Raw genomic sequence first — 5571 nt, forward strand, 5'->3', positions numbered from 1 at the left:
CATGCAATCTGGGCAATATTTCCCACAATAATAAAGGCCAGATTGTACAAAACAGTATTTCTGATGAGCTGCCAGAGGATGCCGCTCTGAAACAGGTATTGGAAATTGCGCAGCCCTACGAAAGGACTTTTAAAAAATCCAAGGTTAAAGTCAAACCGTGTAAATGCCAGCCATATTCCCGACATGGGCAGATATGCAAAAATAATAAAATAAGCAATGGCAGGAATGAGCATTAACCAAAGTATTTTGTCTTTACTAATTTGACGTAACATTTGTTTCATCCTTTGTGATTCATCCTTTCTCGTCTGTGATTTTTTATGAGTAAATTATGACAGAAGGCATCGGGGATTATCAATTTGAAATTTTTTACTTTTATGGAATTTTACGAAAAATCCAGCTGCATTTTTCAGGTGCATATGGAAAATATCTGTAAAGCCGGAATAATACAAATTTGTTCTTTTTTTCAAATAGACAGGAAAAACGCCGGGTTGATAAAATTTTGCCATACCAATAAAAAGACTGGAGGCAGATAAAATGATTGTCAATGTAAATGCAGACACGAGAGGCCGGGTTTTTTACGGAATTGGCGGAGTAACCAGCAATGGCATGACGAAATTGCTAAAGGAATATCCAAAAGAGCAGAGAGAGGATATTTTGGATTTGTTGTTTTTACCTCAATATGGTGCGGGCATGCAGGTATTGAAGGTAGAAATCGGTTCGGACGCGAATGGAACCTGCGGAACAGAACCCAGCCACATGCGCAGCGAAGACGACTTTGATATTACAAGGGGGGTGGGATTATGGATGGCACAGGAGGCAAAAAAGAGAAATCCCAGTATTATATTAGACGCCATACGCTGGGGGACGCCTGGGTGGGTTACGGATAATGAGAAAAAATATAAATATTACAGAAGCTTTCTGGAAGGCGCCAGAGAAGTATACGGTCTCCATTTTGACTACCTGGCGCCGGATGAAAACGAAGGCCCTTTTCATAGAAATTGGGTTGTCAATGTGCTGCGTCCCGGATTGAACCGGGATGGGTTTGAAGATGTAAAGCTCAGCGGAGCGGACAGCAACACGGATTGGAATATCGCGGCAAGAGTAGAAAATGATCCGGAATTAAAGAAGGCCCTGGCAGTTTTGAATATACATTACAAGCAGGACAGTCCCCTGGCAGCAAAGGAAAGCGGACTTTTGCTTTTTGACAGCGAGGATCTGGTGGCATACAGGCATGATTTTTCTTTTTCCCTGGATATGGCACAGAATATTATCCGCGCTTACGCTTCTGGAAGGATAGTTCAATATCAAATACATCCTATTATAGAAGCTATTTATGATAATCTTCCTTACACTTGTAAAAGCCTGCTGACGGCAGCCTGTCCGTGGAGTGGCTTTTATCAGATAGAATATGCCTTCTGGGTGATTGCGCAGTTTACGCAATTTATTTTTCCGGGCTGGAGATATGTGGACAGCGGCTGCTGTTATGGGCAGGAGCAAAGCTGTCTGTCTCTGATGGACGAGAAGGGACAGGTTAGTGTCGTGCTGCTTAATAGAAGCGACTCACCACATATATTTGAAATTCAGTTTCAGCAGATAGAAGTAGAAAAGCTGCACCGGTTTCAGACCACACAGGCGGAGTCGTTTGTAAAGCTGCAGGATATTTCGGTGGCGGAAGGATGTGCGTTGGTTGAACTGCCTCCGCGGGCAATCTGTACCCTGACAACCACTACGGGACAGAGGAAAGGGAAACCCAGACACGAGATCCCTGAAAGGAAAGAATTTGTGCTGCCGTATGAGGATTCCTTTGGGGAATATGCGGCAGGAAAACAGCCTAGATATACTGTGGATCAGGCAGGTGCATTTGAAATTCAATATGATGAAAACGGACAGAAGTGCCTGGAACAGGTGATTACCCCTATGAGGAAGCCTTTTGACTGGTCGGGGCGGCCGTCCCCACAGCCCTATACGGTTTTGGGAGGGCAGAATCTGGCAAATTACCGCGTATCACTTGATTTCAGGATACAGGAGGAACCAGGCGCCTGTGAGGATGCCTATGTGATTTTGGGAGCTCGATGCAATTTTTCTCCTAAAATTGCATCTCCTGCGGAATGCTATGGGCTGGTTATTTTTGTACAGGGAAATTGGCAGCTGTGCTGCGGCTCCTTTATATTGGCTTCTGGAATCATGCCAAGGGCTGATATGTCAAAATGGCATAGTATAGCAATAGAAGTTGTAGATGACAGAATTTCGGCATATTTTGATGACTGTCTGCTGGTCGAATGCAGAGACAGTGAAAGAAGCAGCGGAAATGTTGTAATTGGGAGCGGCTATCACGAAGCATTTTACCGAAATCTTAGAATAGAACCAATTGCCTCAGTCAAAGCAGTGGAGTGCGTACGGTATAGTGCGAGGGACTCGCATATCAGATACAGTGAAAACTGGGCGCTCTCAGGAAATGATGCGCGCAATTATATGCGCACACTGCTTACCTCTGACAAGGAAGGTGAAAGCCTTGAATTTACATTTGAAGGAACCGGAGTAGCACTGCTTGGAATGACGGACAAAGACAGCGGCATGGCTGAAATATGGATAGATGGTGTCTCTTATGGTAAGATTGACACCTTTTCAGAGGATGTAAGGTATAGAAGAACCCAGTTTTGTGCATATCGTCTGCCGGACAGGCGGCATACTCTGAGGCTTAGAGTCTGCGGCAAAAAGAATTTTGATGCCGGCCATTGCTTTATAAGAATCGATGCAGTTGAAATAATAGGAAAGGGGATGATACAATGAAAAATAATAGAGAATGCTTTGATTTATATAGAAAGAAATAAAATGAATGGAGGCAACTATGATTACATTTGACGAAAAAATTTATCCTGAGATCACAAAGCAGGAAATGGAAAAGGCGCTGGACTTCTGCAACAGGCAGATACTCCATGTGCTTCCAGAGTTTACCCAGGAGTTTCAGAACGCGTACAGCGAAAACGGATTTTATAGGCCCATTCCCAACAGGGACTGGACCTGTGGCTTCTGGACCGGAGAGATATGGCTGGCTTATGAATATTCCAAGGATGAGAGGCTGAAGAGGGCGGCTGAAATACAGATACACAGCTTTTTTGAGCGGATTGACAAAAAAATCGAGGTAGACCACCATGATATGGGCTTTTTATATTCCCCCTCCTGCGTGGCGGGCTATAAGCTCACAGGCAGCAAGGAGGGAAGAGAAGCAGCCATTAAGGCGGCGGATCAGCTGATCACCAGATACCATCCGGTGGGAGAATTTATTCAGGCATGGGGGCCCATGGACGCCCCGGAAAATTATCGTCTCATCATCGACTGCCTGTTAAACCTGCCCCTTTTATACTGGGCCTCTCAGGAGACGGGAGATTCTAAGTACAGGGACATTGCACAGAAGCATATCCATACGGCGGTTGCCAACGTGATCCGAGAGGATTATTCCACCTGGCATACCTTTTTCTTTGATATGAAAACGGGGGCGCCGGACCACGGCGCCACCTGCCAGGGCTACAGAGACGGCTCCGCCTGGGCCAGGGGACAGGCCTGGGGCGTGTACGGTATGGCCCTTGCCTATCGTTATACGGGAAGGAAGGAATACATAGATTTGTTCCGCCATGTGACGGAGTATTTCCTGACCCATCTTCCGGGGGATCTGGTTCCCTATTGGGATTTGGAGTTTACGGACGGGGATGACCAGCCCAGGGATTCCTCCTCGGCCTCCATTGCGGCCTGCGGCATGCTGGAGATGGCAAAATATCTGGAGCCGCAGGAGGCGCAGCACTACAGAACCATCGCCGCACAGATCATGAAATCCGTCTATGACAATTACGCTGTAAAGGATATGGATACCTCCAATGGACTGGTGCTGCACAGCACCTATTCCAACCACTCGCCCTATAACACCTGTAATCATTACGGGGTGGACGAGTGCAATTCCTGGGGAGATTACTTCTATATGGAGGCGCTCACCAGAATGAGCAAGGATTGGGAGCAGTATTGGTAAGGCTGATGAAGAAGCAGAAATCTTTTTAGCATCACGGAGGAATTTCAATGAAACATATAAGGCTTGAACAGTTACATACAAAGAAGGATTTTCAGGAGCTTATGCTGTCTGTTTTGGAGCCCTTAAAGCCCCATTACAGTAAGGGGAGAGCAAGACTGGACCTGGGTGTGACGGCGGCTCATTATGATCAGGGAGCAGTGTGGATGGAAGCCTTCTCCAGGCCCCTTTGGGGACTGGTGCCCTTTTGGGCGGGCGGCGGACGAGACAGCTGCTTTGAGGAAATTTATCAGAGAGGCTTAAGCGCCGGAACGGACGAAAACAGTCCGGAGTACTGGGGGGAGTGCGGCTCCTTTGACCAGCGCTTTGTGGAGATGGCTGCAATTTCCTATGGTATTATGTTTGCACCACAGGTGGTATGGGACCCCTTAAGCGAGACAGAAAAGGAAAATCTCAGCAGGTATCTGAACAAAATCAATGAGCATCCGCTGCCGGTGTGTAACTGGATTCTGTTTGCGGTGCTGGTGAACATTGCCTTGAAAAAGGCAGGAAGGCCCTACAGCCAGAGGATGCTGGAGGAGTATCTGGAAGGGCTGGAAACCTTTTACCTGGGAGAGGGATGGTATCAGGATGGAGATTCCGGGCAGAAGGATTACTATATTTCCTTTGCCATTCATTTTTACTGTCTGGTGTATGCCAGGGTGATGGAGAAGGAGGATGCCGGACGCAGCGCTCTTTATAAGGAGCGGGCCATGACCTTTGCCAGGCAGTTTATCTATTGGTTTGACGCGGATGGGGACGCCATTCCCTTTGGCCGTTCCCTGACCTATCGATTTTCCCAGGTAAGCTTTTTTAGCGCCTGTCTGCTTGCGGGAATAGAGCCCTTTCCCGTGGATGTGATGAAGGGACTGATCGCAAGGCATCTGCGAAGCTGGATGGAGCGCCCTATTTTTGACAGGGACGGGATTTTAACCATCGGGTACGGCTATCCCAATCTGATTATGGCAGAGCGGTACAATGCACCGGGCTCACCCTACTGGGCCATGAAAACCTTTGCTTTTTTGATGCTTCCGGATGAGCACCCCTTCTGGCAGGTCAAAGAAGCGCCATTCCCGTCCCTTGCGCCAAAATGCCCCATGCCCCAGGCGGATATGTTTGTGCGGCATTATGGAAATCACACCACAGCCTTTGTGCCAGGCGTCTACAGTCCGAACGGACACGGACAGACTGCGGCCAAATACGGAAAGTTTGCCTATGACAGCAAATTCAGCATCAGTGTGGCAAAGTCCAGCTTTGAGCTCCATGAAAATGCCCCGGACAATATGCTTGCCTTTGTGATGGACGGCTATGTGTATGTGAGACGTATCTGCATGGAGTCCAAAATCACGGACACCGGCGTATTTTCCAAATGGAGTCCCGCTCCGGGGATTATAGTGGAGACTACGGTGACTCCAAACGAAAAGGGGCATGTGAGACGCCACCGGATTATCAGTGACAGAGAATGCACCGCCTTCGACTGCGGCTTTGCCATAAGACGGGAGGAAATACCAGAT

The 5571-nt window shown here is 47.7% G+C and carries 3 protein-coding genes and 1 pseudogene; 3 read left to right on the forward strand and 1 reads right to left on the reverse strand.

What is annotated here, in order from left to right; all coding sequences use genetic code 11:
- A pseudogene (locus tag AC1WIP_RS10500) lies at window positions 1-272 on the reverse strand (sugar ABC transporter permease); the annotation flags it as partial.
- A 262-nt stretch (window positions 273-534) separates the two neighbouring features.
- On the opposite strand from AC1WIP_RS10500, the gene AC1WIP_RS10505 reads away from it, so the two are divergent.
- From AC1WIP_RS10505 to AC1WIP_RS10515, 3 genes are all read left to right on the forward strand, one after another.
- Window positions 535-2790, forward strand: a complete 2256-nt coding sequence (locus AC1WIP_RS10505; RefSeq protein ID WP_481141780.1) for a glycoside hydrolase family 30 protein — start codon at window positions 535-537, stop codon at window positions 2788-2790.
- Window positions 2791-2848: 58 nt separating this feature from the next.
- Window positions 2849-4021, forward strand: coding sequence for a glycoside hydrolase family 88 protein (locus tag AC1WIP_RS10510; RefSeq protein ID WP_481141781.1), 1173 nt, complete (start codon window positions 2849-2851; stop codon window positions 4019-4021).
- A gap of 47 nt (window positions 4022-4068) precedes the next feature.
- On the forward strand, window positions 4069-5571 hold a 1503-nt coding region (locus AC1WIP_RS10515), incomplete at its 3' end, for a DUF2264 domain-containing protein (protein ID WP_481141782.1).

The organism is Acetatifactor sp. (genome assembly GCF_982438285.1).